The sequence below is a fragment of the Curtobacterium sp. Csp1 genome (genome assembly GCF_013347185.1).
In genome coordinates this window covers 1,866,440-1,885,386 of record NZ_CP054594.1, presented here as the reverse complement: position 1 = coordinate 1,885,386, position 18,947 = coordinate 1,866,440, and the positions used below count along the sequence as shown (strand labels likewise).

Sequence of the window (18,947 nt, the reverse complement as noted above, 5' to 3'; positions counted from 1 at the left end):
CAGGTCCTGGCAACGTGATGAACGGTCGCGTTGCTCCAGGAAACGCGGATCCAGCTACCCCCAGACCGAGGGGAACCGATGCAAGCTGAGCGCCCTCGACGCGTGCTCATCGGGCTCACAGGGGTACGAATCTGGGCCTGTGAGTGGCGCTGACCTCGGCCATGAACTGGGGTTTTCCGCTCGTGTGAACTCCGTGTTACACGATGCTGACCATCGGGCGAATCGGTGTCTCTGAGGTGACGTCTGGAGGAAGTTACGGATCTGGTGGCAACACGCTGGGTATTCCCGCTAGATTGAGGGAACTTCGCCATAGCAACCGCGTGCACCACGTGGCTTGCGAGCGGTGCACGGGCTCTGGGTGTCAGGGTCTGAAGGATCAGATCACTAGGGGAAACACTTCTATGAAGAAGCTCATCGCCGCTGCCGTCCTCGCGGGCGCAGCTTTCATCGCCATCCCGACCGCGGCCAACGCTGCTGGGTACACGCCGGACTCCGACGTGTCGGTCTCGGGTAGCTACACCGCCGGGGGCACGGCGACGGTCGCCTTCACGCCGGGCGCCTTCCAGGACAACGAGTCGGTCCGCGTGCAGGTCACCGGTGCCGGTGCGGTCACGCTCGGCGCCCTGCCGACCACGACCGTCTCGAAGGACTACACCGCGAACGCCGACGGATCGCTCACCGTGCGCGTCACGTTCCCGGCCGGTGGCTCGGGCACGTACAACCTGACCGCGACGGGCGCGACCTCCGGTGTGACCGGCTTCGCGACCTTCACGATCGCCCCGGCCGGCGCGACTTCGGTCGCCGCCAACGGCAACACCGGCACCCCCGGTGAGCTCGCCTTCACGGGTGGCACCATCTCCACGCTCGGCCTCTGGGCTGCCGGTGGCGCCATCGTCCTCGGTGGTGGCCTGCTGGTCGTCCGCAAGTCGGTCCGTCGCCAGCGCGAGACCGTCTGAGCCTCGCTCGACTGACGGAACCCCTCGGCACCTCGGTGCCGGGGGGTTCTTCTCGTCGCGGGACGTGTGGTCTTCAGGCGACGAGCAACGCGACCGCCACGACGGCGACCACCGCCAGCGGCGCGGCGATCCACAACCACCACGGGAACATCGAGGGCGGACGGTAGGGGCGGCGTTCGGGTCGGGCCATGCGCTGACGGTAGGTCACGAATGTTTCCGGCAGGGGCGCGCTCTGTGCTTCTTCAGCCGCAAGTGCCGAACTCGGACAGCATGCCGAGTGCAACAAGGCCGCAGGCGGTCAGTACCGGCCGCGGCGACGAGCGACGGCGAGGAGCGCGAGCGCGAAGGCGCCGAGGACCACGAGCGCCACGCCCACCCACATTGAGCCGGGATCGGTGACGAGGATGAAGAACCCGAACAGGGTGATGATGCTCGCGGTGATCGTCCGGGACGCCATCAAGAAGCGCCATCCGGGGTCGCCGCGTCGGGTCATGCTGCCGACGCTACGCGCGCCCCTGGCAGGGACACGGAGATGCCTCAGCTCCGCCGCACCCGCCCCAGCACCACGACCCCCAGCAGCACCCCGAGCACGGCCCCCGAGGTGTTCGCGAGCACGTCGTCCACCGACGCGAACCGCGCCGGCAGGAACAGCGCCTGCGTCGTCTCGATCGCGCAGCTCACCAGGAACCCGCCGAGCATCCCCACCCACCACCGCCTGGCGCCGAGCAGCAGCACGGCCAGGAACCCGAACGGCGCGAAGAACACCACGTTCGCCGTGAACTCGACCGCGCTGTACCCGAGCCACGACGGCGCCCCGAGCCGCTGCCCGGCCGCGATCGCCCGCACGAGCCACGGGTGGATCCCGCCGTCGACCGGCGTCCCCCACGTCGCCACGAGCACGACGAGCAGCCCGTATGCACCCGCGATCGTCCACGCCACCCGCTTGCTCCGCACGGAGGCGTGTGCCGCCCGCTCCCGCGCGTGCACCGCCGCGTCGATCAGGCTGCCGAGCAGCACCCCGACCAGTCCGGCGGTCGCGACGTCCCGGAAGCGGTCCCACCGTCCGTCGGCGTGCACCGCCGCTGCCGCGGCGAGCACCAGGACGAGCAGGCAGCTCACGACCGCACGCTGCCGCACCCCACCCGGCCTGGAGGCACGCCCCACCACCGCGAGCAGCACCGGCACCGGGACGGTCACCACCGTCACGACCATCGCCATCGCGAAGCCCGGGTCGACGTCGAGGGTGCCGTGCCCGACGGCGCGCAGCGCCGCGAGGGCCCGTCCCAGGGCGGACCGCAACCCGTCCGCGGTGCCCGGCACGAGCATCAGGGCGACCAGCAGCCCGACCGCCGCCCACAGCACGATCCGCACGACGGTCGTCCTGCTCGCGGTGGTCACGGGAACCGACCGTACTGTGCCGCGCCTCCCGGCCGGTGGCGACCGTCCGACGGCGGCGACGTCCCCCGGGAAGTCGTTCATCCGCGAAACGAGTACCCCGTTTCGGACCTGTACCCCGTTCCGGTGTCCCCCAACCCCGGAATTCCGGGGGTGCTCGATCGATCGCATTGGCGCGAACCGTGAATCGGCGGGCATCGCTGGCGGGGCGGGTGGTCGGCCCCGTACGGTTCTGGTGTCAGCAGATGTACCCCGGATCGCGAAGGAGAGCGACAATGAGCATCACCGTCAACACCGACAGCCGAGCCGAGGTCACGCTCGACACCGAGACCGTCGACGTCATCGCGATCCTCGAAGCGGAAGCCGAGCACGCCGGTCGTGCCGCCCGTGCCAAGACCACCTGGACCCAGGAAGACGACGGCGAGTGGATCGCCAACTACGGCGGCTACTTCGGCGGCACCGTCGACAAGCGCGACGGTCGCTACGTGGCCTCCGACACGTTCGGACTGGTCGTCGGCGACTTCTCGACGCTCGAGGACGCCCAGGCCAAGCTCGCCGACCAGCTGCACGTCATGCTGCCGGCAGTCATCCGGCCGATCGACTAGTGCCCGGCGACCATCCCGGCCCGTCGTCGGACGGGCCCCGCGACACCAGCGCACCGCACAACACCACACTGCACGGTTCCACCAGCACCACCATCACGAGGAGCACCACCATGAGCACGAGCGTCACCAGCAGCCACCAGGCCGAGGTGACCGTGGACACGGCGACCATCGAGGTCATCACCGGCATCGCTGCCGGGGTCGTGTCACCCGATGCGCCGGCCCGCGCGCACGTCGTCTGGTCCGAAGCCGACACGGGGCTCTGGGCGGCGAACTACGGCGGGTACTACGGGGGAGTGGTCGACCAGCAGGGCGCGCACTTCTTCGTCTCGGACACCTACGGGCAGTACGTCGGGGACTTCCGCTCCCTGCACGAAGCCCAGGACCGACTGGCCGAGCGACTGCACCAGCTGCTGCCGGACGTCCGGCGGACGCTCGACTGACCTGGTCTGCTGCTGCAACGACGGAGGGCCGGGACACCATCTGGTGTCCCGGCCCTCCGTCGTTGCTGGTCGCTTCTTGCTGGCCGGTGGCCGTTGGCCGCCGGTCAGCGCTCCTGTGCGGTGCGACGGCGGTGCAGCAGGACCAGGCCCAGGCCGATCGCCATCAGGACGAACGAGGCACCGAGGCCGGGCCACAGCACGTCGCTGCCGGTGAAGGCCAGGCGGTCGCCGCTCGGGGTGGTGACGATGACGCCGCCGCCCTTCGCCGGGTTCTGCGTGATGCCGGGCACGACCGGGATCGTGACCGAGACCGTCGCGGTGGCGCGGCTGCCGTCCTCGCCGGCGACCGAGTAGTCGACGTGCGCGGTGCCGGCGTAGCCGTCGACCGGGGTGAAGGTGACCGTGCCCGAGGGCTGGACCGTGAAGGTGCCCTCGCCGGCGATCGTCACGGTGTCGACGAGCTTGCCCGTCTTCGGGTCGACCAGACGGACCGACGCGGGGTCGATCGGCGCGGTGCCGGGGCCGTCGTTGCCGAGGACGTCGACGACGGTCGCGGTGCCGGGCTTGCCGTCGCGGTGGTCCGCCTTCGCGGTCGGCGGGGTGCCGACGACGACGGTCATGACGGCGTCGCTCGTGTGCCCGTCGGTGTCCGTGATCCGGTAGTTCCCCTGCGTCGGACCCGAGAACCCCGGTTCCGGCGTGAAGGTCACGGTCCCGTCCGCGTCGTTCACCGACCAGACACCGTTCCGGGGCACCGCGATGCGGGACACCGAGGCGCCGGAGCCGTCGATCAGCCGGACGGTGGTCCGGACGATCGGCGTCGCGGCGTTCCCGGCGTCGTCGTTGCTCAGGACCGACATCGTCACCGGGGTGTCCATCGCGGTGCTCGCCCAGTCGTCGTGCGCGGCGGGCGCGACCGAGGTGACCGTGACGGTGATCGTCGCAGCAGCGGACACCCCGCCCGTGTCGGCGACGCGGTAGGTCACCGGTGCGGCAGCGCCACCGAAGCCCTGCGCCGGGGCGAACGTCACCTTCCCGGTCGCCGGGTCGACGGTGTAGGTGCCCTGGCCGGCGACGGTCAGCTGCTTGCCGTCCGTGCTGACCGCGGCGCCGTCCGGCTGGCCCGTCGCCGGGAACACCACGCTGGCGGGATCGAGCGGCGTGCCGTCCTCGACGCCGGGGCCGTCGTTGCTCAGGACCGTGATCGAGACCGGGGTGTTCTGCTCGGTCGTCGCGCTGTCGTCCTTCGCCGCCGGGCCGACCGGGGTGACCGTGGCGGTGATCGTCGCCGTGGCGGTGTGCCTGTCGACGTCGGCGACCTGGTAGGTCACCGGCGACGCGGTGCCGCGGAACGTCGGCTCGGGGGTGAAGGTGACCGTGCCCGACTCCGGGTCGATCACGTACGTGCCCTGGCCCGGGACGGTGAGCTGCTTCGCGCTCTCGGTGCCGACGGCGCCCGCGGGCTGGCCGGCGGCCGGGAAGACGACGCTCTCCGGGTCGAGCGGGGTGGCCGCGTTGCCGCCGTGGTCGTTGCCGAGCACGTCGATCGTCGCGGAGTCGCCTTGCGCGAGGGTGGCGGTGTCCGGCTCGGCGGTCGGCGAGACCGCGGTGACCGTGGTGGTCAGCTGACCGTTCGACGTCTGCCCGCCGGTGTCGCTCACCTGGTAGGTCACCGGGGTGGTGGTGCCGGAGAACCCGGGCGCCGGTGTGAACGTGACCACGCCCGTCTTCGGGTCGACCGTGTAGGTGCCCTCACCGGGGACGGTGAGCTGCTTGCCGTCGTCCGACACCGTGGCGCCGGTCGGCTGGCCGTCCTTCGGGAAGACGACGCTCGTCGGGTCGACGGGCGTGCCGCTCTTGACGCCGGGGCTCGCGGCACCGGCGACGTCGAAGGTCGCCGGGGTGTTCTGCGACGTGGTCGCGGTGGTGTCCTTCGCGACCTTCGGGCCGACCGGCTTCGCCGTCACGGTGATCGTCGCCGTGGCCGTCGTGCCGTCGGAGTCCGCGACCTGGTACGTCACCGGGGTGGCGGTGCCGCGGAACGTGGCCTCGGGCGTGAAGGTGACCTTGCCGGTGGTCGGGTCGATCGTGTACGTGCCCTCGCCGGGGACGGTCAGCTGCTTGCCGTCTGCGCTCGTCGTGCCCGTCTTGGTGCTGGGGAACGTCACGGTGGTGGGGTCGAGCGGGGTCTGGGCGTTGCCGGCGGTGTCGTTCGCCAGGACGTCGACGGTGGTCGCGCTGCCCTGGTCGGTCGTCGCGGTGTCGTCCTTCGCGGTCGGGCTGACGGCGCTGACCGTCACGCTGATCGTCGCGGTGCCCGTGGCCTTGCCGGTGTCGGCGACCTGGTAGGTCACCGGCGCGGTGGTGCCGGTGAAGCCCTGCGCCGGGGTGATGGTGACCTTCCCGGTGGTCGGGTCGATCACGTACGTCGCCTGGCCGGGGACGGTGAGCTGCTTGCCGTCCGTCGACACGGTGGAACCGTTCGGCTGGCCGGAGGTCGGGAAGACCACGCTGGTCGGGTCGACCGGGGTGCCGTTCGCGACACCGGGCTGGTCGTTCGCGGTGACGTCCACGACGACCGGAGCGTTCTGCTCGGTCTTCGCGGTGTCGTCCTGCGCCGCGGGGCCGACCGGGGTGACCGTCGCGGTGATCGTCGCCGACGCGGTGTGGCCATCGACGTCGGCGACCTGGTAGGTCACGGGCGTCGTCGTGCCGCGGAAGGTCGGCTCGGGGGTGAAGGTGACCTTGCCGGACTTCGGGTCGATCGCGTACGAGCCCTCGCCCGGGACGGTGAGCTGCTTCGTGCCGTTGCCGGGGAACGTCACGCTGGTGGGGTCGAGCGGGGTCGCCGCGTTGCCCGGGGTGTCGTTGCCCAGGACGTCGACCGTCGCCGTGTCGCCCTGCGCGAGCGTGACGGTGTCGTCCTTCGCGGTCGGGGTGACGGCCGTGACGGTGACGGTCAGCGTGCCGGTGCCGGTCGCGCCGCCGGTGTCACCGACCTGGTACGTGACCGGGGTGGTCGTGCCGGTGGAGCCCTGCGCCGGGGTGAACGTGATCTCCCCGGTGGTCGGGTCAGCGGTGTAGGTGCCCTGACCGGGGACGGTCAGCTGGCGGCCGTCGGTGCTCGTGGTGGCACCGGCGGGCTGGCCCGTGGTCGGGAAGGTGACCGTCGTCGGGTCGACGGGGGTGCCGCCCTGCACGCCCGGGGCGGTGTCGCGGACGACGTCGACCGTGGTTGGGGTGTTCTGCTGCGTCGTGGCGGTCTCGTTCTTCGCCGTCGGGCCGACCGCGGCGACCTGCACCGTGATCGTCGCCGTGGACGTCGCGCCGTCGGCGTCGGCGACCTGGTAGGACACGGGCGAGGTGGTGCCGCGGAACGCGGGGTCCGGGGTGAACGTGACCTTGCCGGTGCTCTGGTCGATCGTGTACGTGCCTTCGCCGGCGACCGTGAGCTGCTTGCCGTCGGTGCTCACGGTGGCGCCCTTCGGCTGGCCGGAGGTCGGGAAGACGACGCTCGAGGCGACGGTGCCGCCCTCGTCGTTCGCCAGGACGTCGACCGTCACGGCCGTGCCCTGCGTGGTCTTCGCGGTGTCGGGCTGCGCGTTCCCCTTGTACGTCACGGCGATCTGGCCGGAGGTCTGGTTGCCGCGGGTGTCGTCCACCGTGTACGTGACCGGCGTCGGGTTCTTCGTGGAGCCGCTCTCCGGCGTGAAGGTGACCTCGCCGGACTGCGGGTCGACGGTCCAGGTGCCCTCACCGGGGACGGTGAGCTGCTTGCCGCCGTTCGACACGATCGAGTCCGGCGTGTTCGGGGTCAGCGTGACGGTGGTCGGGTCAATGGAGCCCGTTGAGCCCGCGAGCGGGTCGACGGTCACCGGCTGGCCGGGTGCGTTGCCCGTCGACGAGGTGTTCGTCACGGTCGGCTTGAGCGGGTTCGAGAACACGCACTGCACGTCGCCGCCACCCGCGGGGACGGTGAACGGCGCCGAGGTGCCCGTGCCCTGTGCGACGACCGAGCCGTCGACCAGGTTGATGCACTTGTACGTCGTGTCGTACGCGTTCGGGTCGGTCGTGGTGTTCCCCGGGGTCTGGTCGACCGTGTAGCTCTGCCCGGGCAGCAGGATGATCGGGCCCACCGTGACGGTGTCCTTGCCGGTCGACGTCGTCGCGCTCACCGGGGTCGGGATGTCACCGCCGCTGATGGTCGTCGTGAGCTGGTCGCTCGGCTTCGCGCGACCGTCGGTGAAGCCGCCCTGCGACTGGCCGGTCGACGGCACCGCGTTCGACGCCATGTCGGTGATCGAGACGCCGACGGTCTTGGTGTCGACGGTCTTGCCGTTCACCGGGTTGACCTTGAGGAACGAGTTCGTCCCGTTGCCCGCGATGTACAGGTAGCCGTCGTCACCGAAGGCCAGCGAGTTCAGGATCGGGGTGTTGCTGATCAGCGGACCGACCGCGGTCGCCGTCGTGTTGCCACCGCCGAGGTCGGATGCGTTGACGCGGTAGAGCTGCGCGGTGTTCGAGTTGTTGTTCGCGCCCGAGCTGGACACGAAGTACAGGTTGCCCTGCCGGTCGAACGCCAGGTCGCCGCTGCCGCCGGGTGCTCCCGCCGCGGAGACGGTGACCGGGGTGGTGGAGATCTTGTTCGTCGCCGGGTCGTACGAGTCGAAGAGGAACTTGCCGTTGGTCTGCCCGCCGAAGAAGAACAGCTGCGTCTTCGGATTGACGCCACCCATGGTGGTTCCGACGGTCGCGCCCGTGGAGCGCTGCGTCGACTCCCAGGTGTTCGTCGACGCGGTGTACTCGCGGACCGTCGCACTGTCGGTCATGTAGAGCTTGTCGCCGTCGGCGGAGATGCCGAGCTGGTTGAAGCTGCCGTTGTTCGCCGGACCGGTGGGGGCGGTCAGGACGGTCGTCGCCGCCCCGGTCGTCCGGTCGATCGTCACGACGTTCGACGACGAGCTCTGGACGGCGTAGAGCTTCGACGCGTCGAAGGCCGGGGCCGCGAACGCGGCGTGCGGCAACAGGAGCGCGGCGCTCCCTGCGACGAGTGTCGTTGCGACGGATCCGGCGACCAGCCGGAGGGTTCGACGGCGCGGTCGAGCGCGGTGCAATGAGGGCACGGGTGTCCTTCGGGAAGAGCGGTCGTGTCGGGTACACGGCCGTTGATCACGATATTGGGGACACCGGTTCCCAGCTGCGACTCAGACGGGGGGTTCTTTGTCCCCAAAGAGGGGGACCGGTTCGTCCGCTCGGTCGGCTCGGCGCACGGGGTCGATGAGCTGCGGGCCCTGGTTCCGCACGTTGTTGACCGCCCGCGAGACCTCGTACTGCTCGAGCCCCGCCGCGACTGCGAGCGACTCGTGGTCGAGCAGTGCGAGCAGGTCGTCCGTGCCCAGGCTGCCGTCGAGCCAGTCGTCGTAGCCGTCCGGGGTCAGGAACGCCGGCATGCGGTCGTGGACCTCGCCCGGAGCGACGTGGGCGTCCCGGGTGATGATCGCCAGGGATAGCCGCCACTTGTCCGGGTCGTCCTCGGGCTTGGTCGGGTCCGGCCAGGCGCTCACCACCCCGGCCATCGCCAGGGCACCGCCCGGCTCGTGCACGAAGTGCGGCTCCTTGCCGTCCTCGCGCACCACCCACTCGTAGTACCCGAGCGCGGGGACGATGCACCGGTGCGTCGCGAACGCCCGCTTGAACATCCCGCTCGTTGCGACCGTCTCGATCCGGGCGTTGATCGGCTTCGGGCGCTGCTTCTGGAAGTCCTTCGCCCAGCTCGGCACGAAGCCCCAGCTGATCTGCGGGAGCTCGCGCTGCCCGTTCCGCTGCCGGACGGCGTACACGGGGTCCGTCGGGGCGACGTTCCAGCTCGGGGCGAGGCCGGCGTGCACCTCGCCTGTCTCCTGGTCGACGTGCTCGGTGCGCGCGGCGAGCTCACCGACGAGCTCGGGCAGCAGATCGGCCGTGGTGTCGGAGACGACGAACCTTCCACACATGCGCCCAGTGTGCCCGCCCGGACCGACACCCGGCCGGCGGTCACTCCCCGGGCAGGCCCAGCTTCGAGCCGCTCGGGTCCCGACGCCACTGCGGCCGCTGCTCCGGGGCCGCGGGCGGCGTCGCGAGGGCGTCCCGCCGTGCCCGTTCGGATCGTCCGATCCGGAGCACCATGTCGGGCAGTGTGAAGAGGTACACGAACGGCCACAGGACCGCGAACACCTGAGCGCGTCCTGTCGTGAGCACCACGGCTGCGCCGATCGCCACGGCGAGCAGCAGCGGGGCGAGCCGGGTCAGCCGGCGCACCAGGCCGCGCTGCAGCAGGGGCACGTCGTTCAGGATCGCCTCGCGGTGCTCCGGGTGCACCGGGCGCCGGACGCGGTCCAGGTAGGGGCGGACCTCCCACCGGACCGCCAACGCAGTGTTCGGCCGGACCTGCCGTCCGTTGATCCGCAGCTCCGGGCCGACCTCGCGCGCCGTGGGGCAGCAGGCGTAGACGAGCAGGAACACGCTGGCCGTCACGGCCGCGACCACGAGCCCCGGTCGCAGGCTCCCCGTCCCGGCCCAACCGTTCACCAGGTGCAGGGCGACGAGCGCGCCGAGCACCACGGCAGCGACGGCACCGGCGATCCACAGGGCACGGCGGACCCGCGCGAGGTCGACGACCTGGCCGAGGAGCCCCCGCATCACCTGCCACCCGAGCCGCAACACTCCTCACTCTTACCCCCACGCCCTGCGTGCGCGGACGTGCTGCGCCCTCAGAACGCCCTCGCCTCACTCGTGCACCGCCTTCGATGGAGCAGAGGCCGTCGCGTCGGGGCCGGGCACCCGACGTCTTCTGCTCCATCGACCGACGGACGGGCGGACGGGCGCGGGCAGTCAGTGCGAGCGCACCGCTGCTACCGTGCCGGGGTGCTCCCCGACGACCAGCGCTGCCCCTGCCTGAGCGGCAACCCCTACGGCGAGTGCTGCGGCCCCCTGCACGCCGGCGCCGCGGCCCCGACCGCCGAGCGGCTCATGCGCTCCCGGTTCAGCGCGTTCGCCCTCGGCCTGCCGGAGTACCTGCTGCGCAGCTGGCACCCGAGGACCCGGCCGGACGAGCTGACGCTCGACCCGGCCCAGCGCTGGACCCGGTTGGACATCGTCGCGACCCGGTCTGGAGGCCCGTTCGACTCCGCAGGTCAGGTCGCCTTCCGCGCGTGGTGGCGCACCGACGACGAGCGCGGGACGCTCGAGGAGACGAGCGAGTTCGTCCGCGAGCAGGGCCGCTGGTTCTACGTCGACCGCGTCGTCGCCTGATCGGTGCGACGGCTGATGTCCCCGTCGTGCGCTCAGCCCGCGATCGCGTCCGGCAGCCCGACGGAGCGCCGCATCGCCCGGCGCACGGCAGCCTCGTCGGGCAGCAGCTCGTCCTGGTCCCCGGTCAGGAAGAACCGGATCTGCCCGATCGCCTGCTCGGTGAGCATGTCGAGCCCGTTCAGCACGCGCCCGCCCGCGGCCGCCCATCGACTCGCGGCGACGGTCGGCCACGGCTCGTAGGCCACGTCGAACAGCACGGCGTCCGGGCCCGACGGCAGCAGGTCGAGCGAGTCCGCCGCGCCCCCGGGGAGCGTCGACACGAGGAACCCGTGCCGGGTGCCGGGCAGCGCGGACACGGGCAGGACCTCGAGTGTGACGCCCAGCCGCACCGCCAGGTCGACGAGGGCGCCGGCCTTCGCGGTGTCCCGCAGGAACAGCCGGACGTCGACGGCCCCGAGCCGGACGGCCGCCGTGAGGGCGCTCGCCGCGGTGGCGCCGCCGCCGAGGATGCTCGCCTGACCGGGCACGTGCCCGAGGGCCTCGACGGGTCGGACGATCCCCTCGACGTCGGTGTTCGCGCCCGCGAGGACGACCCGGTCGCCCTCCTGCCGGAACGCGACGGTGTTCGCGACGCCGAGTGCATCGACGAGCGGGGTCGTGCGGTCGAGCATCGGCACGACGTCCCGCTTCAACGGCATGGTCAGGCTCAGCCCGCGCCACTCCGGACCCAGCCCCGCGACGAACGCGTCGAGCCCGCCGGACGCGACCTCGTGCCTCCCGTACGTCCAGCCGACCCCGAGCACGTCGTAGGCCGCTGCGTGCAGGGTGGGCGAGAGCGAGTGCGCGATGGGGGAGCCGAGCACGGCGAGGCGGGTGCGGTGGGGGTCCGAGTACTCCACGCACGCGAGCCTATCCACGGCGCGGCGCCCGGTCAGCGCTTAGGGTAGCCTTACCTACGTGATCCGTACCTCCCCCTCCTCGCGTCGCGTCCGGCGCGTGCTCGCGGCTGCCGGCGTCGTCGTCGCCGCGTCCCTCGTCCTCGCCGGCTGCAGCGGCGGCTCCCCGTCCGGCTCGGCCTCCGGCGACGCGTCCGGTTCGTCCGGCGCCTTCCCGGTGTCCATCACCACCGCGCTCGGCACCACCGAGATCCCCTCGCAGCCGAAGCGCGTCGTCGCCCTCGGCTGGGGTGACGCCGAGACGGCGCTCGAGCTCGGTGTGCAGCCCGTCGGCGCCAGCGACTGGCTCGCCTTCGGTGGTGACGGCGTCGGGCCGTGGCTCAAGGACGCCTACACGAAGAAGCCCGAGATCATCCAGACGCTCGAGCCGAGCTACGAGCAGATCCTGAAGCTCAAGCCGGACCTGATCCTCGACACCAAGAGCTCGGGCGACAAGGACCGCTACAGCAAGCTCTCCGCGATCGCCCCGACCGTGGCGATCCCCAAGGGCGGCGCGAACTACCTCACCACCACCGAGCAGCAGGTCGACATGATCGCGAAGGCGCTCGGCAAGGAGTCCGAGGGCAAGAAGCTGCTCAGCGGCCTCGACGACGCGTACGCCGCCGCGAAGAAGGCGCACCCGGAGTTCCAGGGCAAGACCGCCGTCGTCGGCTCGTACACGTCCGAGGGCTTCGGCGCCTACGCCTCGAGCGACAGCCGCTCCGAGTTCCTCAAGAACCTTGGGTTCACGATCCCGAAGGCCATCGACGAGCAGGCCGGGGACGCCTTCTCGGTCAAGCTGTCGGAGGAGAACCTCGACCTGCTGAACGCCGACCTGACGCTGATCCTGCCGATCTACGTCGACGCGTCCAAGGCCGAGGCCGACCCGCTGTTCCAGAAGGTGCCGTCCGTGCAGGAGGGCCACTCCATCGTCGTCAGCGACGCGAACGTCTCGTCTGCGTTCTCGCTCGGGACGACCGCGGCGATCGAGTGGGCACTCGAGCGGCTGCCGGACGAGATGGCGAAGAAGGTCGGCTGAGTCCGGTTCGTCGTACCGCTCGGCTCGGTGCTCCCCCGGATTCCTGGGTGAGCAGAAGACGTCGGGTTGCCTCGTGCGACCCGACGTCTTCTGCTCCACGGAAGAGGGGTGCCGGAGGTGACCGGCTGACGGACGGGAGGCGCGGTGCCAGCCGGCACCGCGCCTCCCGTCCGTCTCGGGGTGCGCCCGGCGCTCTTCCGGGCATGGGTGCTCGGGGTGCCGATCCGCGCGTGGGGTGCCGATCCGCGTGTGGGAGGCCGATCCGCTCGAAGGAGACCGTTCCTTCCTGCTCCCGATGCGCGTTCCGTCCTCCGATCGCACGCGCGATGGGACGGAACGACGCCGGCGTTCGGCGAGCCGGGGGTGCGTCGGGCGTGCGTCCGGCGTGCGTCGGGCTAGGACGCGGGGAAGGTCGAGCCGAGGAACGCGAAGATGAGGGCGATCAGCGGCAGCGAGCCCTGCACGAACGCCGAGTTGAGGTACCGGCGCCCCGTTCCCGCGAGGACCACGGCGGCGCCGAGCATGCTCACGGTCGAGAACACGACGAGCGGCCAGCCGGTGGCGCCGTTGCCGACCGCGACCAGGGCGACGCCGACGATCGCACCGATCGCGAGGAACAGGTTGTAGAAGCCCTGGTTGAACGCGAGGGCGCGGGTGGCCTGCGCCTCGGTCTCGCTCGCGATGCCGAAGGCGCGGCGCACGCGGGGGCTGGTCCAGGCGACGGACTCGAGGAAGAAGATGTACACGTGGACGAGGCCCGCGAGGACCGCACACACGCTCGAGATCACGAGCAGGACCGACATGGCCTCCATTCTCGCAGCCCGGGAGTGGTGCTCCGTCCGCTGGGGCGCTCCGACCGCTGGGGACCCGTGGGCCTCGCCGGTAGGCTCGGGACATGAGCGCCGTCGAGCCCGAGTCCGTGCCTGCCGCCGTCGATCCTGCCGCTCCGGATCCCGTCGCCGAGCTGACGAGCATCCGGCAGAGCATCGACAACATCGACGCCGCCGTGATCCACATGCTGGCGGAGCGGTTCAAGTACACGCAGCGCGTCGGGTACCTCAAGGCCTCGGCCGGCATGCCCGCCGCCGACCCGAACCGTGAGCAGGTGCAGGTCGCCCGGCTCCGGCAGCTCGCGGCGGAGTCGCACCTCGACCCGGCGTTCGCGGAGAAGTTCCTGAACTTCATCGTCGCCGAGGTCATCCACCACCACGAGCGCATCGCGGGCGGCGCGAAGTGAGTGGGGCGGGGTCGCTCGACGAGCTGGCTGTGCTCGACGACCTACACGTGCTCGTGGGGTCCTACACGGCGACGGGTGGCGGGTCGGCGACCGGCATCTCGATCGTGCACGGCACCACCGCCCACACCGCGGCCGTGATGGACGATCCGTCGTTCCTCGCCCTCGACGGCGATCGGGTCTACGCCGTGTCCGAGACCGCCGACGGCAGCGTCTCGGCCTTCCGCCACGCCGACGGCGCACTCGAGCACCGCTGGGACGCGAGCGCCGGCGGCGACGCCCCCTGCCACGTCCGGGTCGACCCGTCCGGCGCGCTCGTCGTCACGAACTACGTCTCCGGGACGGTCACGGCGATCGGGCTCGCGGCAGCGGAGGCGCACGCGTCCGCAGTGCTCGACGGCAGCTCCGTCGGTTCCGGCGCCGCCGAGCCGCACGGGCTGGGCGACCGCGTCGTCGTGCCGGACTCCGCGATCGTCACCGGCGTGCTGCCCGACGTCGAGGGTCCCGTCGAGGACCGGCAGGAGGGGCCGCACGCACACCAGTCCATCGGGACGCCCGACGGCACCGTGCTGGTGGCGGACCTCGGCGGTGACGCGCTGCACGAGTTCCGCGTGACGGACGAGCCCGCGATCGACCTGGTCCGCGTGCACCACCTCGGTCCCGGCATCGGGCCGCGGCACATGGTGTGGCTCGGCGACGACCTGATCGTCGCGGGCGAGCTCGACGGGCGCGTGTACCGACTCCGCCGGGACGACTCCGGGTCGCTCGTGCCCATCGCCTCGGCCGCGACCTTCCAGGGCCCGGTGGGGGAGTCGCTCCTGTCCCACATCGAGGTCGACGACGCCGGGCGGGTGCTCGTCGCCGTCCGTGGCCGGGACCTGATCGTCGTGCTGGACACCACCGGGGACGAGCTGGCCGTGGTCGGCAGCGCATCCTCGGGCGGGGTGTGGCCGCGGCACTTCGCGCAGGTCCCCGGGTTCCTGCTCGTCGCCAACCAGATGTCGGACGCCGTGGCGGTGCTGCCCGTGGGCGAGGACGGCGTGCCCGGCGGACCCGTGGCGCAGATCGCCGTCGGGAGCCCGGCGTGCGTCCTGCCGATCGCACCGTCGGCGAAGGGCTGACCGTGTCCGGGGGAGTGCTCGCCGACGGGCCCCTCGCCGACGGGTACGGGCTCGTCGTGGGTCCGCCCCCGCTCGACGACTACCTGCGCCTCCGACGGGACTCGGGACTGTCGCCGAAGGAGCCCGAGCAGGGTGCCGGGGCGATCGCCGGGTCGTGGTCGGCGTGCCACGTCGTGGACCCCGAGGGTGTGCCGGTCGCGATGGGCCGCACCATCGGGGACGGCGGGTGGTACTTCCACATCGCGGACATCGCCACCGATCCCGCGCACCAGCGCCGCGGGCTCGGACGTGCGGTCGTCGAGTGGCTCGTCGCGGACGTCCGTGCCCGAGCGCCCCGAGGGGCCTACATCACGCTCGTCGGGGATCCGCCCGGGCAGCGGCTGTACCGGTCGCTCGGGTTCGAGGACGTGGCGCCGAGCCTGGGCATGGCGCTGCCGATCGACTGAGCGGTGCGCGGTGCGGCGCGGCCCGAGACTCGGGTCGGCGGACGCTTCCGCTGTCGCCGACCCACGGAACCGCCCGCGGGGACGAGTCTCGCGACGCCCGCCGGCCCGACGGCGGCCTCGCCGGTCAGCGGGGGATGACGTTCCGGAAGGGGCTGCCCTCGGCCAGCGCGGTGACCTGCTGCCGCATCAGCTCGAGGGTGCGCGGCACGCTGAGGTCGGTGTTGCCGCCGACGTGCGGCGTGAGCACGGTGTTCGGCGTCGTCCACAGCGGGTGTCCGGCCGGCAGCGGTTCGGGGTCGGTGACGTCGAGCGCCGCACTCAGACGGCCCGAGGTGAGTTCCGCCACCAGGGCGTCGGTGTCGACGACCTTGCCGCGGGCGACGTTCACCACGAGGGCACCGTCCGGCAGCGCGGCGAGCAGGTCCGAGTCGACGAGCCGTTCGGTCTCGTCGGTCAGCGGGGTGATGAGCACGAGGACGTCCGTGTCGGCGGCGAGGGACGGCAGGTCGCCAAAGGCGTGCACCTGCCGACCGTCCTGCTCCCGAGCCGTCCGTGCGACGACGGTCACCGGGCACCGCATCGCCTCGAACCGGGTCGCGATCGCGGCGCCGATCGCCCCGTAGCCGACCACGGTGACGCGACGGTCCGCGAGGGAGCGGGTCTGCCGTGCATCCCACACCCCGGCGGCACGGTCGGCCTGGAACGCCGCGATCTCCCGCAGCGAGGTCAGTGCGAGCCCGACCGCGAGTTCGGCGGTCTCGTCGTCGTGGATGCCGCGGCCGTTCGCGAGCTCGGCGTGCTCCGGGACGTGCGGCACCGCGTGCTCGTAGCCGGCGCTCGGGAGCTGCAGCAGCCGCAGGTTCGGCAGTTCGTGCACGTACTGCCAGCGGTGCCGTCCGCCGAAGTAGAACGGCAGCAGCGTGAGGGCCACCTCGTCGGGGCGGCCGTACGGGCCCTCGACGTCCCACACGTCGAGCTCGACGCCGTCCGGCACGGGGCCGAAGCGGTCGACGAGCTCGGCGAACGGCAGGGTGACGATCACCGCGCGACCCGGGTGACCGGGCCGGAGGCGACCACCGCCGCTGCCGTCCGCCGGATCGACATCAGCTGTCGGTCCGCGGCGAGAACGCGCCGTCGGTGTCGAGCGGGCCGCGGCCGACGTAGCCCTCGGTCACGTCCTCGGTGATGACGTCGCCGAAACGCGCCGGCAGCGTCGCGGCGTGCGTGCCGCGGAGCTCGTCGAGCGTTGCCTCGAACGCGCCCTGGACCTCGAGCGTGCCCGACGCGGCGTCGGTCACGCCGATGCGCAGCACCGGGAAGCCCCGGCCCTCGCACAGGCCCTGGAAGCGCACGTCGTCCTCGCGCCGGACGGTCACGATGACGCGGCCGGTCGACTCCGAGAACAGTGCGGTCGCGGTGTCGACGCCGTCGCGGGCCTCGAGCTCGTCGAGCACCACCCGGGCGCCGAGGCCGAACCGCAGCACCGACTCGGCGAGGGCCTGGCCGAGGCCGCCGTCCGCCAGATCGTGGGCGCTGGTCAGCAGCTGCTCGCCGGAGGCCGCGTACAGCAACTCCGCCAGGGCCTTCTCGCGCTCGAGGTCCACCGCCGGCGGGCGTCCGCCGAGGTGCCCGTGCACCGTGCCGGCCCACGCCGACCCGTCGAGCTCCAGGCTCGTCGTGCCGAGCAGGTAGATGTTGTGGCCGTCGTCCTGCCAACCCGAGGGCACCCGCAGCGCGACGTCGTCGATGATGCCGAGCACGCCGACGACGGGGGTCGGGTGGATCGGGGTGGTGCCGGTCTGGTTGTAGAACGACACGTTGCCGCCGGTGACCGGGATGCCGAGCTCCATGCAGCCGTCCGCCAGGCCCTCGACCGCCTCGGAGAACTGCCACATGACCTCGGGGTTCTCGGGGGAGCCGAAGTTCAGGCAGTCGGTGACCGCGGCCGGGACGGCACCGGTGACGGCGACGTTCCGGTACGCCTCGGCCAGGGCCAGCCGTGCGCCCTGCTTCGGGTCGAGCTGGCAGTACCGGCCGTTGGCGTCGGTCGCGATGGCGACGCCGAGTCCGGTCTCCTCGTCGACGCGGATCATGCCGCCGTCGTCGGGGAAGGACAGCGCGGTGTTGCCGAGCACGTAGGTGTCGTACTGGTTGGTGACCCAGTTCTTCGACGCCAGGTTCGGCGAACCGAGCAGCTGCAGGAACTGCGCCTTGAGCGCCGGGCCGTCGGTCGGACGGTCGAGCGAGGCCGCGGTGTCGGCCTGCAGGGCGTCGATCCACGTCGGGTAGGCGACCGGGCGGTCGTAAACGGGCCCGTCGACGGCCACGGTGCGCGGGTCGACGTTGACGATCTCCTGGCCCTGCCAGTCGATGACGAGACGGCCGGTGCCGGTGACCTCGCCCAGGACGCTGGTCTCGACCTCCCACTTGCCGACGACCGCGAGGAACTCGTCGAGCTTCTCGGGACGGACGACGGCCATCATGCGCTCCTGGCTCTCCGACATGAGGATCTCCTCTGCCGTGAGCGTGGGGTCGCGGAGCAGCACGTCGTCGAGCGAGATGTGCATGCCACCGTCGCCGTTGCTCGCGAGCTCCGACGTGGCGCACGAGATCCCGGCGGCGCCGAGGTCCTGGATGCCCTCGACCAGTTCCTTCTGGAACAGCTCGAGGCAGCACTCGATGAGCACCTTCTCGGCGAAGGGGTCGCCGACCTGGACCGCCGGACGCTTGGTCGGGCCGCCCTCGGTGAAGGTGTCGGACGCCAGGATCGACGCGCCGCCGATGCCGTCGCCACCCGTGCGGGCACCGAAGAGCACGACCTTGTTGCCGGCGCCGGAGGCGTTCGCCAGGTGCAGGTCCTCGTGCCGCAGGACACCGACCGCGAGGGCGTTCACCAGCGGGTTGCCCTGGTACACCGGGTCGAAGTAGGTCTCGCCGCCGATGTTCGGCAGACCGAGGCAGTTGCCGTAGAACGAGATGCCGCCGACGACACCGTGCACGACGCGGGCGGTGTCCTCGTGGTCGATCGCGCCGAAGCGGAGCTGGTCCATCACGGCGACCGGACGCGCGCCCATCGAGATGATGTCGCGGACGATGCCACCGACACCGGTCGCGGCGCCCTGGTACGGCTCGACGTAGGACGGGTGGTTGTGCGACTCGACCTTGAAGGTCACCGCCCAGCCGTTGCCCACGTCGACGACACCGGCGTTCTCGCCCATGCCGACCATGAGGTTCTTGGTCATCTCCGGCGTGACCTTCTTGCCGAACTGCCGCAGGTAGTTCTTGCTCGACTTGTACGAGCAGTGCTCCGACCACATCACGGAGTACATCGCGAGCTCGCCCGAGGTGGGGCGGCGCCCCAGGATCTCGCGGATCTTCGCGTACTCGTCGGCCTTGAGCCCGAGGGCCTCGTACGGCTGCTCCTTGTCGGGCGTCGCGGCGGCGTCCTGGACGGTGTCGGGCTTCGGGCGAACGTGGGTCGTCACG

At 71.7% G+C, this 18,947-nt stretch carries 17 protein-coding genes; 8 read left to right on the top strand and 9 right to left on the bottom strand.

Features of this window, described 5'->3' with window-relative positions:
- The first annotated feature begins 401 nt into the window (after positions 1–401).
- Complete coding sequence (locus HUN58_RS09055; protein ID WP_058742196.1) at positions 402–956, top strand: hypothetical protein; 555 nt, start codon at positions 402–404, stop codon at positions 954–956.
- A 298-nt stretch (positions 957–1,254) separates the two neighbouring features.
- Here HUN58_RS09055 and HUN58_RS09050 read toward each other — a convergent pair whose 3' ends face one another.
- Positions 1,255–1,449 carry a hypothetical protein gene (locus tag HUN58_RS09050; RefSeq protein ID WP_208745463.1) on the bottom strand — a complete coding sequence of 65 codons (195 nt, stop codon included), beginning with the start codon at positions 1,447–1,449 and terminating at the stop codon, positions 1,255–1,257.
- A gap of 44 nt (positions 1,450–1,493) precedes the next feature.
- Complete coding sequence (locus tag HUN58_RS09045; RefSeq protein WP_208745462.1) at positions 1,494–2,354, bottom strand: VanZ family protein; 861 nt, start codon at positions 2,352–2,354, stop codon at positions 1,494–1,496.
- Between the two features lie 272 nt (positions 2,355–2,626).
- Here HUN58_RS09045 and HUN58_RS09040 point away from each other — a divergent pair, with 272 nt between their 5' ends.
- Positions 2,627–2,956, top strand: a complete 330-nt coding sequence (locus HUN58_RS09040; RefSeq protein WP_114850242.1) for a hypothetical protein — start codon at positions 2,627–2,629, stop codon at positions 2,954–2,956.
- A 110-nt stretch (positions 2,957–3,066) separates the two neighbouring features.
- Positions 3,067–3,396 (top strand): hypothetical protein, encoded by a 330-nt coding sequence (locus HUN58_RS09035; RefSeq protein WP_147281434.1) that lies wholly within the window; start codon positions 3,067–3,069, stop codon positions 3,394–3,396.
- A 104-nt stretch (positions 3,397–3,500) separates the two neighbouring features.
- Here HUN58_RS09035 and HUN58_RS09030 read toward each other — a convergent pair whose 3' ends face one another.
- From HUN58_RS09030 to HUN58_RS09020, 3 genes are all read right to left on the bottom strand, one after another.
- Positions 3,501–8,420, bottom strand: a complete 4,920-nt coding sequence (locus HUN58_RS09030) for a tandem-95 repeat protein (RefSeq protein ID WP_180225706.1) — start codon at positions 8,418–8,420, stop codon at positions 3,501–3,503.
- A gap of 180 nt (positions 8,421–8,600) precedes the next feature.
- Positions 8,601–9,389 (bottom strand): SOS response-associated peptidase, encoded by a 789-nt coding sequence (locus HUN58_RS09025; RefSeq protein WP_254631656.1) that lies wholly within the window; start codon positions 9,387–9,389, stop codon positions 8,601–8,603.
- 40 nt (positions 9,390–9,429) lie between these two features.
- The gene (locus HUN58_RS09020; protein ID WP_180225705.1) at positions 9,430–10,074 is read right to left on the bottom strand and encodes a hypothetical protein; all 645 of its coding nucleotides are present in this window, start codon (positions 10,072–10,074) and stop codon (positions 9,430–9,432) included.
- A 225-nt stretch (positions 10,075–10,299) separates the two neighbouring features.
- Here HUN58_RS09020 and HUN58_RS09015 point away from each other — a divergent pair, with 225 nt between their 5' ends.
- On the top strand, positions 10,300–10,686 hold the full coding sequence (locus HUN58_RS09015; RefSeq protein ID WP_180225704.1) for a YchJ family protein: 387 nt from the start codon (positions 10,300–10,302) through the stop codon (positions 10,684–10,686).
- 32 nt (positions 10,687–10,718) lie between these two features.
- Here the strand turns inward: HUN58_RS09015 and HUN58_RS09010 are convergent, their stop codons facing one another.
- The gene (locus HUN58_RS09010; protein WP_208745461.1) at positions 10,719–11,585 is read right to left on the bottom strand and encodes a shikimate dehydrogenase; all 867 of its coding nucleotides are present in this window, start codon (positions 11,583–11,585) and stop codon (positions 10,719–10,721) included.
- 58 nt (positions 11,586–11,643) lie between these two features.
- Between HUN58_RS09010 and HUN58_RS09005 the strand changes: the two genes are divergently transcribed.
- On the top strand, positions 11,644–12,660 hold the full coding sequence (locus HUN58_RS09005; protein WP_167509999.1) for an iron-siderophore ABC transporter substrate-binding protein: 1,017 nt from the start codon (positions 11,644–11,646) through the stop codon (positions 12,658–12,660).
- A gap of 395 nt (positions 12,661–13,055) precedes the next feature.
- Here the strand turns inward: HUN58_RS09005 and HUN58_RS09000 are convergent, their stop codons facing one another.
- Complete coding sequence (locus HUN58_RS09000) at positions 13,056–13,463, bottom strand: DUF1304 domain-containing protein (RefSeq protein ID WP_180225702.1); 408 nt, start codon at positions 13,461–13,463, stop codon at positions 13,056–13,058.
- A gap of 92 nt (positions 13,464–13,555) precedes the next feature.
- Here HUN58_RS09000 and HUN58_RS08995 point away from each other — a divergent pair, with 92 nt between their 5' ends.
- The 3 genes from HUN58_RS08995 to HUN58_RS08985 are packed head-to-tail and all read left to right on the top strand — an operon-like array spanning position 13,556 to position 15,461.
- The gene (locus tag HUN58_RS08995; RefSeq protein WP_114850236.1) at positions 13,556–13,897 is read left to right on the top strand and encodes a chorismate mutase; all 342 of its coding nucleotides are present in this window, start codon (positions 13,556–13,558) and stop codon (positions 13,895–13,897) included.
- A 29-nt stretch (positions 13,898–13,926) separates the two neighbouring features.
- Positions 13,927–15,015 (top strand): beta-propeller fold lactonase family protein, encoded by a 1,089-nt coding sequence (locus HUN58_RS08990; RefSeq protein WP_180225701.1) that lies wholly within the window; start codon positions 13,927–13,929, stop codon positions 15,013–15,015.
- Positions 15,016–15,071: 56 nt separating this feature from the next.
- Entirely contained in the window at positions 15,072–15,461 is a 390-nt protein-coding gene (locus HUN58_RS08985) for a GNAT family N-acetyltransferase (protein ID WP_231050140.1), read from the top strand.
- A 124-nt stretch (positions 15,462–15,585) separates the two neighbouring features.
- On the opposite strand, the gene HUN58_RS08980 is transcribed toward HUN58_RS08985, so the two are convergent.
- Positions 15,586–16,503 (bottom strand): 2-hydroxyacid dehydrogenase, encoded by a 918-nt coding sequence (locus tag HUN58_RS08980; protein WP_180225700.1) that lies wholly within the window; start codon positions 16,501–16,503, stop codon positions 15,586–15,588.
- 61 nt (positions 16,504–16,564) lie between these two features.
- Positions 16,565–18,946, bottom strand: a complete 2,382-nt coding sequence (gene purL, locus HUN58_RS08975) for a phosphoribosylformylglycinamidine synthase subunit PurL (protein ID WP_254631655.1) — start codon at positions 18,944–18,946, stop codon at positions 16,565–16,567.
- Position 18,947 lies beyond the last annotated feature (1 nt).

Coding starts and splice junctions, on each gene's coding strand:
- HUN58_RS09040 (WP_114850242.1), top strand. CDS start 2,627: ATGAGCATCACCGTCAACACCGACAGCCGAGCCGAGGTCACGCTCGAC.
- HUN58_RS09050 (WP_208745463.1), bottom strand. CDS start 1,449: ATGACCCGACGCGGCGACCCCGGATGGCGCTTCTTGATGGCGTCCCGG.
- HUN58_RS09020 (WP_180225705.1), bottom strand. CDS start 10,074: ATGCGGGGGCTCCTCGGCCAGGTCGTCGACCTCGCGCGGGTCCGCCGT.
- HUN58_RS08995 (WP_114850236.1), top strand. CDS start 13,556: ATGAGCGCCGTCGAGCCCGAGTCCGTGCCTGCCGCCGTCGATCCTGCC.
- HUN58_RS09025 (WP_254631656.1), bottom strand. CDS start 9,389: ATGTGTGGAAGGTTCGTCGTCTCCGACACCACGGCCGATCTGCTGCCC.
- HUN58_RS09000 (WP_180225702.1), bottom strand. CDS start 13,463: ATGTCGGTCCTGCTCGTGATCTCGAGCGTGTGTGCGGTCCTCGCGGGC.
- HUN58_RS09055 (WP_058742196.1), top strand. CDS start 402: ATGAAGAAGCTCATCGCCGCTGCCGTCCTCGCGGGCGCAGCTTTCATC.
- HUN58_RS09035 (WP_147281434.1), top strand. CDS start 3,067: ATGAGCACGAGCGTCACCAGCAGCCACCAGGCCGAGGTGACCGTGGAC.